The sequence below is a fragment of the Bradyrhizobium sp. WSM4874 genome, assembly GCF_055811835.1.
Genome location: NZ_JBVVPR010000004.1, coordinates 44,575 through 58,377, shown reverse-complemented (window position 1 = coordinate 58,377; position 13,803 = coordinate 44,575). Strand labels below are relative to the sequence as shown.

Genomic DNA, 13,803 nt, shown 5'->3' with positions numbered 1-13,803 from the left:
CGTCGCGGCTCAAGCGCGCGCCGGCTCGAGACCTGCGTTGTCGTCTTTCATGTGATGGCGCTTGTCGACGGCACGGACGCAGAGGTTGGCGAGGAAGCCGACCACGAGCAGTCCGGCCATGATGTACATGGTGGTGTTGTAGGCCTGCGCCTTCGGCACGCCGTGGGTGACGTTGTATTCGCGGATGTAGTTGATCAGCACCGGCCCGGCGATGCCGGCCATCGACCAGGCCGTGAGCAGGATGCCGTGGATGGCTCCGACATAGCGGGTGCCGAACATGTCGCGCAGATAGGCCGGCACCGTGGAGAATCCGCCGCCATACATGCTGACGATGATCAGGAAGCACAGCACGAACAGCACGACATTGCCGCTCCCGTCGGCATAGGGCACGGTGACGTAAAGCGCGAAGCCGAGCACCATGTAGACGAAATAGGTGTTCTTGCGTCCGATGAAATCGGACAACGAAGCCCAGCTGAAGCGTCCGCCCATGTTGAACAGGCTCATCAGGCCGACGAGACCCGCGGCCGCGACCGCGGTGATTTGTCCCGGGAACATCTCCTGGCTCATCGCCGAGGCCTGCCCGAGCACGCCGATGCCGGCCGCGGTGTTGCAGAACAGCACGATCCAGATCAGCCAGAACTGCGGCGTCTTGATCGCCTGGTAGACGAACACGTCGTTCTTCGTCATCAGCTTGGTCGCGGTTGTGGGCGGCACGTAGCCTTCCGGCTTCCAGCCCGGCGCAGGCACGCGCACGATCGCGGAGCCGACCATCATGAAGACGAAATAGACGCAGCCGAGCGTGATGAAGGCGCCGAGCACGCCGACGTCGGTCGCGCTGGCGAACTTGCTCATCAGCCAGACGGAGAAGGGGGAGGCGATCAGTGCGCCGCCGCCAAAGCCCATGATCGCCATGCCCGTCGCCATGCCTGGCCGGTCAGGAAACCACTTCATCAGCGTCGAAACCGGCGAGATGTAGCCGATGCCAAGCGCGCAGCCGCCGACGACGCCGTAGCCGAGATAGATGATCCAGAGATTGTGCAGAGAGACGCCGAGTGCCGAGATCAGGAACGCGCTCGCCCAGGCGACGCCGGCGGTGAACATCGCGCGCCGCGGGCCGCCTTCCTCGACCCAGCGTCCGAACACCGCGGCCGACAGTCCGAGGAACACCATCGCAATGGAAAAGATCCAGCCGAGCTCGGTCAGTTTCCAGTCGCCGGGCGCCGATTGCGTGACGCCGATCAGCTTGGTCATCGGCAGGTTGAAGACGCTGAAGGCGTAGGCCTGCCCGATACAGAGGTGCACGCAAAGCGCCGCGGGCGGCACCATCCATCGGCTATAGCCCGGCCTTGCGATCGTATGCTCGCGATCGAGGAACCGCAGTAGCGAGCGTGCAGGCATTCCCGATGCGTCGAGCGTCGTCGTCATCTTCATCCTCCTCGTGCTTCGCCATTTTTGGTGGCGGCCGTTCGGCCGCGGGCGATAGCCGCTCTGCGTAAGCTACGCAGGAGGACGATTTTGACAAACGAATAATATTGGCCGATTAAATCGGAATCTTAGATACCAAAGGCGAAGTGAGCGCTTTGAGACGGGAAGCAAAAAGTCCGGGCGGCAGGCGCTGCCCGGACTTTGACGACCTACAAAGTCATCTGCATCGGTTCGGGATAATAATGGAAGCCTTCGCCGGCCTTGGCAACATGGCCATAGCCCGGCCAGGCGAAGTGATACGACATCACCGGCACCTTGTTTGCGGCGAGCATGGTCAGCAGCTTGACGCGTGACTCGGCCGCCTGCTTGGGATCGGTGTCGTAGGAGAATTCCATTCGCGGCCGCTCCAGCAGCAGCACCGAATGATGCGAGAGGTCCCCCATGAAGGCGAAGGACTTGCCGGCCGACGAGACCATGAAGATGGTATGGCCGACGGTATGGCCGGGGGCCGCGATCGCCTGCACACCGGGCAAAAATTCCTGGCCGTCCTTGAAGAACACGATGCGGTCGCGCACCGGCAGCAGGTTCTTGCGGGCGTGAACGACGAAATCCTTGGCTGCGCTGCCGAGCTTGCCTTCGTCGGTCCAGAAGTCGAAATCGGTCTGCGAGATGTAGATCTGCGCGTTCGGAAACAGCGGCTTGCCGCCGTCGTCCACGATGCCCCCGATGTGGTCGATATGGGCATGCGAACAGACCACCGCATCGATGTCCCCGGGCTTGATGCCGGCCTCGGTCATGCTTTTCTGTTGCCGCCCGGTGGTGGCGCCGAACATCTTCGAGCTGCCCATGCCCGTATCGAACAGGATGAGCTTGTCGCCGGTGTTGACGATCGGCGAGTTCTGCTCGAGCACGACATTGTCCGGCGACAGGAAATTGTCGGCGAGCATCTTCTTCACCTCTTCCTTGGGAACGCCGGTGAAGGTGCCGGAGGGATCGCCGAGCGGAAGCGGTCCGTCGGAGACGATGGTGACTTCGGCATCGCCGAGAACGAAGCGGTGCCAGTAGGGCGTCTGGGTGCCGAGCTTGGGAGCGCGCGCCATCGCGCTGCTGCCGAGCATTGCGCTGGCTCCAAGGCCGGCCCCAAGGGCCAACAAGGACCGACGTGAGACATCGATTGTCATGCGTTTCCTCCGCTTTTGTCTTTTGTTTTGCGCAATTGTTTGCGCGTTACATTCGGCCTGCGCCGATCGCCTCGCGTCAGCACGATCGGATCGTACGGCCGAATGCAGTCAATGATTGTGTCGCGATTGTGTCTCTTGACTGCGCGTTGTAGCGGGACCGCAAGTTTCTTCGTCGCGAATGCCGTCTCACGCAATCCGCGGCACCAGGTCACTGCCTTCCGTTTCGGCAAAGCCTGCCTGCAAAACCTCTTCGCGCTTGTGGCGCAGATGCGCGCGCAGGATATGGGCGAGGCCGACGCCGTCCCGCCTCTGCAGTGCGTTCAAGATGGCATCGTGCTCCTGCACGGCGACCGCCCAGCGCTCGGGTGTCATCGGCGTGACGTAACGCGCGCGCCGAATGCGCGCGGTCACGGACGTATACAGCCCCGCAAGCACCGGGTTTCCGGCCGCAGCGACAATGGCTTCGTGAATGGCGCGGTTGCCGCGATAGTACTGGATCAGATCGCTCTCGCGATAATGCCGCACCATGTCTGCGTGCGCGGCGGCGATCGCGTCGATCTCGGCGTCCGTGATGCGTTCGCAGGCGAGCTCGCCGGCGAGCGCCTCGAGACCCTGGCAGACCTCGAACAGGTCGCGCATGTCCTTGTCGGTCAGTTTCGCCGCGCGCGAGCCGCGATGGGGCAGGAGCTGCACGAGCCCTTCGGCGGCGAGCACCTTGAGCGCCTCGCGTAGCGGCGTGCGCGATATCTGCAGCCGTTCGCACAACTCGCGCTCGGGAATCCGCGCGCCCGGCGGGATTTCCCCGTCGAGCAGGATGGCCCGGATGCGGCCGACGACGTCCTCATGCAGCATGGGTCTGAAGTCCATTTGAATGCAAAAATAAAGATATATGCGGTTTAAGGCAAGTTCCAGCTTGTAAAACGACAATTTTGCATTCAAAAATGTAGAAAAGCAGAAGGACATGAGGAAATGGACCAGCAGGTGGGGGCGGAAGACCTCGTTTTCGAGCGCCAGGACGGTATCGGGCGGATCACCTTCAACCGCCCGCAGGCCCGCAACGCCTTCACCTTCGCGATGTACGAGCGGCTCGCTGCGATCTGCGAGGAGATCAACCACGATCACGCGATCAAGGTGCTGGTGCTGCGCGGGGCCGGCGACAAGGCGTTTGCCGCGGGCACCGACATCAACCAGTTCCGCGATTTCAAGTCGCCGCAGGACGCGATCGACTACGAGAACCGCATCGATCGCGTGCTGACCACGCTCGAGCAATGCCGCGTGCCGACGATCGCGGCGATCAGCGGGTTCTGCACCGGCGGCGGCGCGGGCATTGCCGCGGCCTGTGACCTCCGCATCGGCACCCAAAGTGCGAAAATCGGCTTTCCCATTGCCCGCACGCTCGGCAATTGCCTGTCGATGTCCAATATCAGTCGTCTCACCGCCCTGATCGGCGCCGCCCGCGTCAAGGATCTGATCTTCACCGCGCGCCTCGTCGACGCGACGGAGGCCGCCAGTGTCGGTCTGCTCGGCGAGGTCGTCGAGGATCTCGCCGCGCTCGACAGGCGCGCGGACGAGGTTGCCCGATTGCTCGCCAGCCACGCGCCGCTGACGCTGAATGCGACCAAGCAGGCCGTGGCGCGCCTGCAAAGGCCGCTGACGGCGGACGAGGGCGAAGACCTCATCCTGATGTGCTACACGAGCCAGGATTTTCGCGAAGGGCTCGATGCTTTCCTCACCAAGCGCGCGCCGCATTGGCGCGGCCGATAGGACGCCCCGATGCAAAGCGATCGCTCGCAATCAACCTCCCGCCGTTCGGGGCCGCTCGCCGGCCTCAAGGTCATCGATCTCACCCATGTCATGGCGGGGCCGACCTGCACCTTGATGCTGGCCGACATGGGCGCCGACGTCATCAAGATCGAGAAGTCGCCGAACGGTGACGACACCCGCCATTCGGTGCCGCCGAAGATCGGCGACGAGGCGGCCTCCTTCCTGATGATGAACCGCAACAAGCGCGGCATCGTGCTGGATCTGAAGACCGATGGCGGCAAGCAGGTCTTGCGGCGGCTGATCGCGGGCGCCGATGTGCTGGTCGAGAATTTTGCGCCGGGCGCCATGGAGCGCCTCGGCTTCGGCTACGAAGACCTGCACAAGCAGCATCCAGCGCTGATCTATTGCTCGCTGTCGGGCTTCGGCCGCACCGGACCCTACAAGCACCGCCGCGGCTTCGATCTGGTCGCCCAGGCCATGAGCGGCATCATGAGCTTCACCGGCGAACGTCCCGATGGTCCGCCCGTGAAATGCGGCCCGCCGCTGTCCGACATCACCGCCGGCCTGCTGGCGAGCATGGGCATCCTCGCGGCCTACACGCACCGTCTCAAGACCGGCGAAGGGCAGTGGGTCGAGACCTCGCTCTATGAGGCCGCGCTGGTGCAGACCTACTGGCAGTCGACCATCGCGCTGGCTGCGGGTACCGCACCGCGCGCCATGGGCTCGGCCCATCCGCTCAACGCACCCTATCAGGCCTTCGAGGCCTCGGACGGCTGGCTGGTGGTCGGCGGCGCCAACAAGAAGCACTGGCTGTTGATGTTGGAGGCCCTGGGCGCGAGCGAGCTCGCTGCCGATCCGCGTTTCATCAACGGCGCCGACCGCATGGCCAATCTGAAGGAGCTCGAAGCCGTCCTGAGCGAGCGCTTCCGCACCCGCACGCGGGCGCACTGGCTAGCGGCACTGGACGAGAAGGGCGTGCCGTGCGGACCCGTGCACGACATGCTGGAGGCGCTTCGCGATCCGCAGACGCTGGCGCGCGAGATGGTCGTCGAGGTCGAGCATTCCACGCTCGGTCCCGTGAAGACGATCGGCTTGCCGGTCAAGTTTTCGGAGACCCCAGGCAAAGTCCGCACGGGCGCCCCGGTCTACGGTGAGCATACAAGCGAGGTGCTGGTCGAGCACGGGTTCGACCAGAAGCAGATCGAAGCGCTCGAACAAGAAGGCGCAATCGTCCTGGCATCAGGAAGACGCGAGGAACGCGTCGCCTGACCGGACGTCGAAAACAACAAGAGACAAAAAATCAGCTGGAGGAAATCATGAGTCGGACGTCAACACTTCTGCTCTCCGCCGCCGCAACCGTGCTCGCCGGTACGATGCCGGCGCTCAGCGCCTGGCAGCCGCAAAAGCCGATCGAGTTCGTGGCGACCGCCGGGCCCGGCGGCGGCACCGACAATCTCGCGCGCGCCGTGCAGAACATCATCACCAAGCACAAGCTTGTGGAGCAACCGATCGTCGTCGTCAACAAGGGCGGCGGCAGCGGCGCGGAAGGCTATGTCTACGGCAAGGCATCCGCCGGCGATCCCTACAAGGTGATCTTCGGCACGTCGAATGCCTGGCAGCAGCCGCTCGTCTCCAAGGTTGCCTTCAACTACACCGATCTCACTGCGATCGCGGCGATGGCGCAGGACGAGTTCCTGCTCTGGGTCAAGCAGGACGCGCCCTACAAGACGGCGGGCGACTACCTGAAGGCGGCAGCATCAGGCGAATTCAAGATGGGCGGCGCGCAGTCAAAGGACACCGACGAGGTGCTGACCCGCATGATCGAGAAGGCCGGCCACATCAAGCTGACCTACATCCCTTTCAAGAGCGGCGCTGAGACCGCCGTGCAGCTGGCCGGCGGACACCTCGACTCCCACGTCAACAATCCCAGCGAGAGTCTCGGGCAATGGCGCGGTGGAACGCAACGGCCGCTTTGCGTTTTCAGCCCGAAGCGGCTGCCGCAGGGCGCCAAAGTCACCGCGACCGAAGGCTGGGGCGACGTTCCGACCTGCGTCGAGCAGGGCCTCGACATCAAGCAGTATGAGCAGCCGCGGACAGTGTGGCTCCCCGGCAAGGTCACGCCGGACCAGGCCGCGTTCTATGTCGACCTGATGAAGAAGGTGCAGGCGACCCCGGACTGGAAGGACTACATCGAGAAGACCTCCCAGGTCGACACCTTCCTGACCGGCGCCGAGTTCGACAAGTTCATCAAGGAGGACCTCGAGCACGTCAAGCAGGTCGCGGGCGAGCAGGGCTGGTTGGTCAAGTGAGGCGGCGTACGCCTCAAACTCCTCCGTCGTCCCTGCCTAGTGCGCAATTGCGCACGGGGGGGCCGGGACCCAGACCGCGTGATCTCTCGAGGAGGGTTGGTCGTTGTACCGACGTGGCTGTAACGTCAAGTCGTCGTCAAACTCCTCCCTGGGGTTATGGGTCCCGGCCTTCGCCGGGACGACAGCGAACGCTGGGAAAAGTACGCGCGTTATGCACGACCAGCCGTCGCCCGCCGACTGAGCGGAGCCTTCGATGATATCGCGCCGCGCTCTCGAATTTGCGACCGCCGTCCTCACCGGCAGCTTCGGTGTGACCGTCGTCGTCTCCAGCCTCGATAACGGTATCGGCTGGTCGAGCGCGGGTGTGGAGGCCGGGACGTTTCCGTTCCTGACCGGGATCATCATCGTACTCGGGAGCCTCTACAACCTGGTTCGAGGTGTCGTGCCGGCCGCGACGCTCGCCAGCGTCCCAATTGCCATCACGCCGATCGAGCTGCGCCGGCTTGCCGGCCTGTTCGTGCCGGCCGCGATTTTCGTGGCTGCGATCCCGCTGGCCGGGATGTACGTCGCCTCAGCCTTGTACATCTTCGCGGTGCTGGCGATCCCCAGACGACAATCCGTGCCGCGCGCGCTTGGCATGGCGGCGGCGACAGCGCTCGCGCTCTATGTCGTGTTCGAGCGCATGTTCCAGGTGAGCTTGCCGCACGGCGCGCTCGCCGCGGCATTCGGCTTCTGACGGAGAGGCCGATGGACAATCTTGGGGAACTCCTTCACGGCTTCAGCATCGCGATCACGCTGCCGCATCTGGCGCTGATGGTGATCGGCGTGCTGCTCGGCATTCTCGTCGGCGTGCTGCCTGGGCTGGGTGCTCCGAACGGGGTGTCGCTGCTGCTGCCGCTGACCTTCGGCATGCAGCCGGTCTCTGCCATCATCCTGCTCTCCAGCATGTATTGGGGCGCGTTGTTCGGGGGGTCCGTGACCTCGATCCTGTTCAACATTCCGGGCGAGCCGTCGTCTGTCGCCACCACCTTCGACGGCTATCCGATGGCCCGCGACGGACGGCCGACGACGGCGCTCGCCACCGCCTTCGGCTCGGCGGCGTTCGGCGCGCTGATCGGCGTCATCCTGATCACCTTCCTCGCATCATGGGTGGCGCAGGTCGCACTCGCCTTCGGGCCGGCGGAATATTTTGCGGTCTATTTCCTGGCCTTCGCCAGCTTCGTCGGCATGGGCGGGTCGGCGCCGATCAAGACCATCGTCGCGCTGGCGATCGGCTTTGCGATCGCGGCTATCGGCATCGACACCGTCTCCGGCAGCGTGCGCCTCACGATGGGTGTCGACGAGCTGGTCAAGGGCGTCAACTTCGTCGTCGCGGTGATGGGCCTGTTCGGCATCGGCGAGCTGCTCGTGGCCGTCGAAGAGGAGTTTCATGCCCGCGCGGTCTCGTCGAAGATCGAGTGGCGCGAGGTGTTTCGCGCGATCGGCCGCCTGCCGCGGCACAGTGTTGCGCTGCTGCGCAGCGCTGCCATCGGATGCTGGATGGGCATCACGCCGGGCGGCCCGACAGCGGCGTCCTTTATGAGCTACGGCATCGCCCGACGCTTCTCGCGCCGTGGCCGATACTTCGGCACCGGAGAGGTCGAAGGCATCATCTCGCCGGAGACGGCCGATCATGCCGCAGGCACCAGCGCGCTTCTGCCCATGCTCTCGCTCGGCATTCCCGGTTCGGCCACCGCGGCCGTCATGATGGGCGGGCTGATGATCTGGGGTCTCAATCCCGGACCGATGCTGTTCGTCGACCAGAAGGACTTTGTCTGGGGCCTGATCGCCTCGATGTATGTCGGCAACATCGTCGCCGTCGTGCTGGTGCTGTTGACCGTCCCGGTGTTCGCGGCACTGATGCGGATTCCCTTCGTGATCATCGCACCCCTGATCGTGATCATCTGCGTCGTCGGCGCCTATTCGGTGTCGAACTCCTATCTCGACGTCGTCATGATGCTCGGCTTCGGCATCGTCGGCTATCTCTTCAAGAAGCTGTTCTATCCGCTGGCGCCGCTCGTGCTCGCGATCGTCATCGGCGACAAGGCCGAGGACGCGTTCCGGCAGTCGATGCTAATGTCCAAGGGATCGCTCGGAATCTTCTTCGCCAACAAGCTGGTGACGTGCCTGATCCTGGCCGGCATCGCGCTGTTGCTGCTTCCGCTCGTGCTGCAGCTGCCGCGTCTCTGGCGCAAACCCGCATCTGCCGCGACCGAGACAACGGCCGAAGAGACCGCTCGAGAGAAGGTGACCATATGACCGCAAAGCCCCTCATTGCATTGGCAATGGGAGATCCTGCCGGCGTCAGTCCGGAGCTGACCGCAAAGCTGGTCGTGCAGGACGACATCCGCGCCCGCAGCCGGATCGTCGTGATCGGCGACCGCCGCATCTTCGACGAAGGCGCGCGCATTGCCGGCGTCAAGCCGGAGCTGACAATGGTGGAGCAGGGGGCCGATCTGCGCGAGGCGGTGGGCGAGACGCTGTTCGTCGATCTCGGCCACCTCGATCCCGGCGACATCAGGCAGGGCATTGCGAGCCTAGCCGGCGGCAGGTTCGCGCTTGCCAACTACAAGCACGCGCTCGAACTCGGCCGTGACAGCCGGGTCGATGCCGTCTGCTTTACGCCGTTCAACAAGCAGGCGATGCGGCTGGCTCGCGCCGAGTATGACGACGAGATCGCGTTCTCGGCGGAAGTGGTCGGACTCAAAACTCCCGCAAGCGAATTCAATGTGCTGGACCGGCTCTGGAACGCCCGCGTGACGTCCCACATCCCGCTCAAGGACGTCGCCGCGCTGTTGTCCGGCGAACGTATTCATCGCGCGCTCAAGCTGACTGATGCCTGCATGCGCAATGCCGGCTTCGCCCGGCCGCGCATCGCGGTCGCCGGTCTCAACCCGCATGCCGGCGACGGCGGAAATTTCGGCCGCGAGGAGATCGATGTTATTGCGCCGGTAGTCGCAGCCGGCCAGCGCGATGGCATCGCCGTGGAGGGACCGTTTCCCGCCGACACCGTGTTCCTGCGCGCCAAGGGTGGGACCTTCGATGCGGTGCTGACCATGTATCACGACCAGGGCCAGATCGCGATGAAGCTGATGGGTTTTGATCGCGGCGTAACGTTGCTCGGCGGCTTTCCGTTCCCGATCTGCACGCCCGCCCACGGCACTGCCTACGACATCGCCGGCCAAGGCATTGCATCAGTCGGTGCCAGCCGCGCCGCGGTGTTGCTCGCCGCGGAGATGGCCGTGCGTCGCGTCGCCTGATTTCTCCGACGGGGAGGTGGGCGCCTGCTTGTGTCTGCGGTGGCCGCGCAGTTTCGGACTTTCCGGGAAAAAGTGGAAACTTCCGTCCTCGTAACGAGTTGCCGTCGCATGAACGTCTCCATCTCGGAGTTGGAACATGGTCGACGACGACCCGCTACGAACGGCGGTGGATATTGCTTGGTCCGTTTACCGCGCCCGGCATCGCCACGTCGATGCCGCGGATAGTCGTCGCTGTTTGCTTGAGCGTCATCTGCAAGGGAGATGGAAAGCGCGCGGGAGCGATGCCGAAGAACTCACGCAATTCGGGATTGCCTACCTCGATCGGCTTCCTGACGACGAATGTTGAGGCTCATGGAAGGGCTCGTCTGCCGGGTCGCGGCCGCAAGTGCCAGGCCGAATTGGACGCTGCTCGCGATTTCGAACCTTCTGTCCGCCGCGATCATTCTGATCGTGCGTGCGGCGGTTTAACGGGTAGCCTCTCATGCGCATCGCTCAGCTTGCTCCCCTCGCCGAAAGCGTCCCTCCGAAGCTTTACGGCGGCACCGAGCGGGTAGTGGCCTGGCTGGTGGATGGGCTGGTCGAGCTCGGCCACGAGGTCACGCTGTTTGCGAGCGGCGATTCCAGGACGAATGGTGCGCTTCATCCGGTTTGGCCACGCGCGCTGCGTCTCGGGCGGAAGGGGGCGGACCCGACGGCCGCGAGCGCGATGCTGATGGAGGCGATTGCAAGGCGTGCGAAGGAGTTCGACGTGATCCACGCGCATGTCGACTGGCTGTCGTTGCCGTTGCTCAGTCGTCTCGGCGTGCCGTTCCTTACGACCATGCACGGGCGCCTCGACTTGCCTGGGCTACCGGACGTAGCCAGGCAATTTCCTGAAGCATGCTTCGTGTCGATTTCCGATCATCAGCGCCTGCCGCTTCCGGATGCGAAATGGATCGGAACAATCCAGCACGGGCTGCCGTCCGACCTGTTTCGCCCGTCCTACGAACAGGGGTCCTATTTGGCATTTCTCGGACGTCTCACCGCAGACAAGGGTCCGGAGGACGCCATTCGCATCGCACGCGCGGTCCAGATGCCCCTCCGCATCGCCGCGAAGGTCCCGCGCGCCGAGACAGCCTACTTCAGGAAGCACATCGAGCCCAAAATCGACGGCAAGAACATCCAGCTTGTTGGTGAAGTCGATGACGCGAAGAAACAACCCTTCCTTGCCGAAGCCGCTGCGCTGTTGTTCCCGATCGACTGGCCGGAGCCGTTTGGGCTGGTCATGATCGAAGCCATGGCGTGCGGAACCCCGGTAATCGCCTATCGCTCCGGCTCCGTCCCTGAAGTCGTCGAGCACGGATTGACAGGCTTCATCGTCGAGAACGAGGAGCAGGCCGTCAGGGCAGTCGGCGAATTGGGCAAGCTGGATCGAAGGAAGGTGCGCTCCCGGTTCGAGGAGCGCTTTTCCGCGAGCCGAAGGGCGAGGCAGTACGAAGATCAGTACCGCAAATTGTCTGCCGCCGTGGCTCGGGAATTCATCACTGAACCGTCGGAAACGTGAAAGGACCCGGCGATGTCGCTCGGAAAAGCGGGGCAGATTTGCATCTTTCTGGTCTTCGCTCTGACGGCGCCGCCAGCGTTCGCCGCGGCGATGGACGCTGCCGCCATCAATTCCGCCCAGCCAACCAACAAGCTTCTCTCGAACGAGAAGCCGACGCCGGCCGGCGTCCGGCTGCAGGTCCTCCTGGACAGGGCGCGTTTCTCGCCCGGCGAGATCGACGGCAAGTTCGGAGAGAACGCCAGGAAGGCGCTGCGCGCCTATGCGGAAGCGCAGCAATTGCCGAGTTCGGAGGCTCTCTCGGAAGACATCTGGAAGGCGTTGCTGGCGGACGACCGGCCGGCAACGGCGATCTACACGATTGCCCAGCAGGACGTGGCGGGCCCTTTCCTGAGCAGGCTTCCGTCGAGCATGGAGGAGATGAAAGGAATTCCGAAGCTTGGATTCACGAGTCCGCGCGAAGGATTGGCCGAGAAATTTCACATGAGCGAGGAGCTCTTGGCAGCGCTCAACCCCGGGCGCCGCTTCGATCGTGCCGGCGACACCATCGTCATCGTGGATACCGCGAGTGGAGGCGCTACGCCTGCCAAAGCCGACAGGGTCGAGATCGACAAGAGCCGACAGACGTTGAAGCTGTTCGATAAGTCGAATGCGCTGATCGGCTTTTATCCTGCGACGGTAGGAAGCGAAGAGAAGCCATCGCCCTCGGGCACCCTGAAGGTCACGGAAATCAGCCGCAATCCGCACTATCGCTACAACCCCGATTACCACTTCAGGGACGTCCGTTCGCGCAAGCCCTTCACCATCCAGCCCGGTCCGAACAATCCGGTCGGCACGATGTGGATCAACCTGTCCGCCGAGGGCTACGGCATTCACGGCACGCCTTCGCCGAAGAAGATCTCCAAAGCGGAATCCCACGGCTGCGTGCGTCTCACCAACTGGGACGCTGAACGGGTGGCAGCCAGTGTCTCGAAAGGTACGCCGGTCGCGTTCGTGGCGAGCGCGGGTTGACGCCAGCGTCCCGTTCCAGCATCGCCGTCTGCTGACCTGGCGCTACTTCGCGAGAGGCGTCGTCAGTTCCTTGTCGGCTGTATCCACCACGAACACGGCAAGCAGCTTCGCGGGCTCGGTGTCGCTGGCATTGGCGCTGACGGCATGACGGTCGCCAGGTCGTTCGGAAAAATTCTCTCCCTCATGAAAGACCTTGGCGGGGCCGTCATTCACTTGGCTGCGGATCGCTCCTTCCAGGACGGTGGCGTAGATGAAAGCCGAGGGCGCGTGGATGTGGGCCGGAGAGGAGCCTCCGGGACCATACTCGACCAGCACGCCTTTCATGCTCTTGCCCGGGACATTGGGCAGCGCCTGGTCGAATACGACCGTCACCTTGGCCGTAGGTGTCGGCGTCTCGGCGGCATGGGCCGTCAGGAATGATGCGGCATAAACAGCGGACGCGATCAGCAATCGGCGCATGGAAGCCTCCTCAAAGTCTCGCGAGCCATGTTGCTAGCGGCGTTTTGCCAAGTCGCGCCTCGCCGAGAGGGTTCAGCGATGTGTCGTCGATGGGAGCGCCGTAGTACGGCGCCTTTGGATCTCCCACCACTGGTCGGGCGTCGCCGGACGCCTCCAGGCGCCGTGCGATGAACTCATTGAAGGGCGCCTTCTCAGGCCCTGCGATATCGATCGTGCCGTTGAGCGGCTGGCCCATCGCGACCTCTGCGAGGCGATCAGCCACGTCCTCGGCCGCGATCGGTTGAAACAATGCCGTGGGAACGACGATCCGGTCGTCGGCCGCACCCATATCGCCGATGGCGCTGAGGAATTCGAAGAACTGGGTGGCGCGGACGATCGAGTAGGGGACCGGAGATGCCTTGACGATGGTCTCCTGTGCCAGCTTGGCGCGAAAATAGGAGTTATCGGGCGAGCGCTCGGTTCCGACGATCGAGAGGACCACATGATGCTTCACGGCTGAAGCCGCCTCAGTCGCAGCGAGGTTTTTGCTCGAACGTTCGAAGAATTCGAGCACGGCGGCAGGCTCCCAGGACGGCGCGTTGGCAACGTCGACGACGACATCCGCACCCGCCAGCACAGCGGCGAGGCCTTCCCCGGTCACGGCGTTCACGCCTGATTTCGGCGAAGCCGCGACGCCGTCGTGGCCTTGCTGCTTGAGTTTCGCTACGAGCTTGGATCCGATCAATCCCGTCCCGCCGATCACGACGATCTTCATGGCATGTCTCCTCGGCACGTTGCGAGCGCGAGCGTTTCAGGATCGACGGCGCGCGCGTCGC

The 13,803-nt window shown here is 63.9% G+C and carries 14 protein-coding genes; 9 read left to right on the top strand and 5 right to left on the bottom strand.

All coding sequences use genetic code 11. The features are described 5' to 3' along the window. Positions 1 to 9 precede the first annotated feature (9 nt). From AC0L3P_RS05540 to AC0L3P_RS05530, 3 genes are all read right to left on the bottom strand, one after another. Positions 10 to 1,425 carry an L-lactate MFS transporter gene (locus tag AC0L3P_RS05540; RefSeq protein ID WP_473301225.1) on the bottom strand — a complete coding sequence of 472 codons (1,416 nt, stop codon included), beginning with the start codon at positions 1,423 to 1,425 and terminating at the stop codon, positions 10 to 12. Between the two features lie 209 nt (positions 1,426 to 1,634). After that, a complete protein-coding gene (locus tag AC0L3P_RS05535) occupies positions 1,635 to 2,606 on the bottom strand; it encodes an MBL fold metallo-hydrolase (RefSeq protein WP_473301224.1) in 972 nt (323 codons plus the stop codon). 186 nt (positions 2,607 to 2,792) lie between these two features. Further along, complete coding sequence (locus AC0L3P_RS05530; RefSeq protein ID WP_354129773.1) at positions 2,793 to 3,458, bottom strand: GntR family transcriptional regulator; 666 nt, start codon at positions 3,456 to 3,458, stop codon at positions 2,793 to 2,795. 117 nt (positions 3,459 to 3,575) lie between these two features. Between AC0L3P_RS05530 and AC0L3P_RS05525 the strand changes: the two genes are divergently transcribed. From AC0L3P_RS05525 to AC0L3P_RS05485, 9 genes are all read left to right on the top strand, one after another. Next, the gene (locus AC0L3P_RS05525) at positions 3,576 to 4,370 is read left to right on the top strand and encodes an enoyl-CoA hydratase/isomerase family protein (RefSeq protein ID WP_473301223.1); all 795 of its coding nucleotides are present in this window, start codon (positions 3,576 to 3,578) and stop codon (positions 4,368 to 4,370) included. 9 nt (positions 4,371 to 4,379) lie between these two features. After that, entirely contained in the window at positions 4,380 to 5,639 is a 1,260-nt protein-coding gene (locus tag AC0L3P_RS05520; protein ID WP_473301222.1) for a CaiB/BaiF CoA transferase family protein, read from the top strand. A 47-nt stretch (positions 5,640 to 5,686) separates the two neighbouring features. Beyond that, complete coding sequence (locus AC0L3P_RS05515) at positions 5,687 to 6,679, top strand: Bug family tripartite tricarboxylate transporter substrate binding protein (RefSeq protein WP_473301221.1); 993 nt, start codon at positions 5,687 to 5,689, stop codon at positions 6,677 to 6,679. A gap of 253 nt (positions 6,680 to 6,932) precedes the next feature. Continuing rightward, positions 6,933 to 7,415 carry a tripartite tricarboxylate transporter TctB family protein gene (locus tag AC0L3P_RS05510; protein ID WP_354203630.1) on the top strand — a complete coding sequence of 161 codons (483 nt, stop codon included), beginning with the start codon at positions 6,933 to 6,935 and terminating at the stop codon, positions 7,413 to 7,415. 11 nt (positions 7,416 to 7,426) lie between these two features. After that, positions 7,427 to 8,977: a tripartite tricarboxylate transporter permease gene (locus AC0L3P_RS05505; protein WP_473301220.1), complete on the top strand. Its 1,551-nt coding sequence runs from the start codon at positions 7,427 to 7,429 to the stop codon at positions 8,975 to 8,977. Then, positions 8,974 to 9,978, top strand: a complete 1,005-nt coding sequence (locus AC0L3P_RS05500; protein WP_473301219.1) for a 4-hydroxythreonine-4-phosphate dehydrogenase PdxA — start codon at positions 8,974 to 8,976, stop codon at positions 9,976 to 9,978. Before AC0L3P_RS05505 ends, AC0L3P_RS05500 begins: the two co-directional genes overlap by 4 nt. Positions 9,979 to 10,114: 136 nt before the next feature. Next, a complete protein-coding gene (locus tag AC0L3P_RS05495; RefSeq protein ID WP_275171975.1) occupies positions 10,115 to 10,324 on the top strand; it encodes a hypothetical protein in 210 nt (69 codons plus the stop codon). Positions 10,325 to 10,459: 135 nt separating this feature from the next. Further along, on the top strand, positions 10,460 to 11,521 hold the full coding sequence (locus AC0L3P_RS05490; protein WP_473301218.1) for a glycosyltransferase family 4 protein: 1,062 nt from the start codon (positions 10,460 to 10,462) through the stop codon (positions 11,519 to 11,521). A gap of 12 nt (positions 11,522 to 11,533) precedes the next feature. Then, positions 11,534 to 12,529, top strand: coding sequence for a L,D-transpeptidase family protein (locus AC0L3P_RS05485; RefSeq protein WP_473301217.1), 996 nt, complete (start codon positions 11,534 to 11,536; stop codon positions 12,527 to 12,529). Positions 12,530 to 12,571: 42 nt separating this feature from the next. Here the strand turns inward: AC0L3P_RS05485 and AC0L3P_RS05480 are convergent, their stop codons facing one another. Together AC0L3P_RS05480 and AC0L3P_RS05475 are read right to left on the bottom strand one after the other, a co-directional pair. Then, a complete protein-coding gene (locus AC0L3P_RS05480) occupies positions 12,572 to 12,988 on the bottom strand; it encodes a cupin domain-containing protein (RefSeq protein WP_473301216.1) in 417 nt (138 codons plus the stop codon). 10 nt (positions 12,989 to 12,998) lie between these two features. Further along, a complete protein-coding gene (locus AC0L3P_RS05475) occupies positions 12,999 to 13,742 on the bottom strand; it encodes an SDR family oxidoreductase (RefSeq protein WP_473301215.1) in 744 nt (247 codons plus the stop codon). Positions 13,743 to 13,803 lie beyond the last annotated feature (61 nt).